The organism is Flavobacterium sp. ACN6 (assembly GCF_002304005.1).
GTDB lineage: Bacteria > Bacteroidota > Bacteroidia > Flavobacteriales > Flavobacteriaceae > Flavobacterium.
Window position 1 is genome coordinate 1 of sequence record NZ_MRCQ01000040.1, and the last position, 649, is coordinate 649.

Sequence of the window (649 nt, forward strand, 5' to 3'; positions counted from 1 at the left end):
CAGTTACAAAACCTGGCTTTACAATGCACGATTTATCACCAAATACTCTTTGGGACAAATATCAATATTACGATTCAGATGCAGGAAAGTGGACCATCGACTATTATGGAAAAATGGTTATGGAGACTGGTAAAGGTTATAATATAAGAGCTCCTCAATCTGCAGACGTTTATACACCATCTGATTTTACTGCGATATTCACAGGTGTTCCTAATAACGGAACTATCCCTGTTCCTGTTGTAGATGGAAAATGGAATTTAATTGGAAACCCTTATCCGTCTGCGATAAGTGCACAGCAGTTAATGACTGATAATCCAGCTTTAGGTACTTTGTATTTCTGGGGACATGAATCGCTTCCAATCCTAAACCCTGCTGATGGTAAATTTTATTATAATAGTGACTTTACCGCCTTCAATGCTTCAGGATCTACTGTAGGAGGAAGCGGAACTCCTTTTAATGGATATATTGCAGCTGCGCAGGGATTTTTTGCAAGACCAGAAGCCGCAACAGTAATCTTTAATAATGCTATACGAAGACCAGGCAATAACGGCCAGTTTTACAAAACAGCAGCATCTGAGGATATTGAGAAAAATCGTGTCTGGCTGAATTTTACAAATTCAGACGGCGTTTTCAAACAAATTTTGTTAGG

Annotated in this window: 1 pseudogene; it reads left to right on the plus strand. The window is 38.8% G+C overall.

Annotated elements, in window-relative coordinates:
* Positions 1-23 precede the first annotated feature (23 nt).
* Positions 24-649, plus strand: a pseudogene (locus BSF42_RS22285) (calcium-binding protein); the annotation flags it as partial.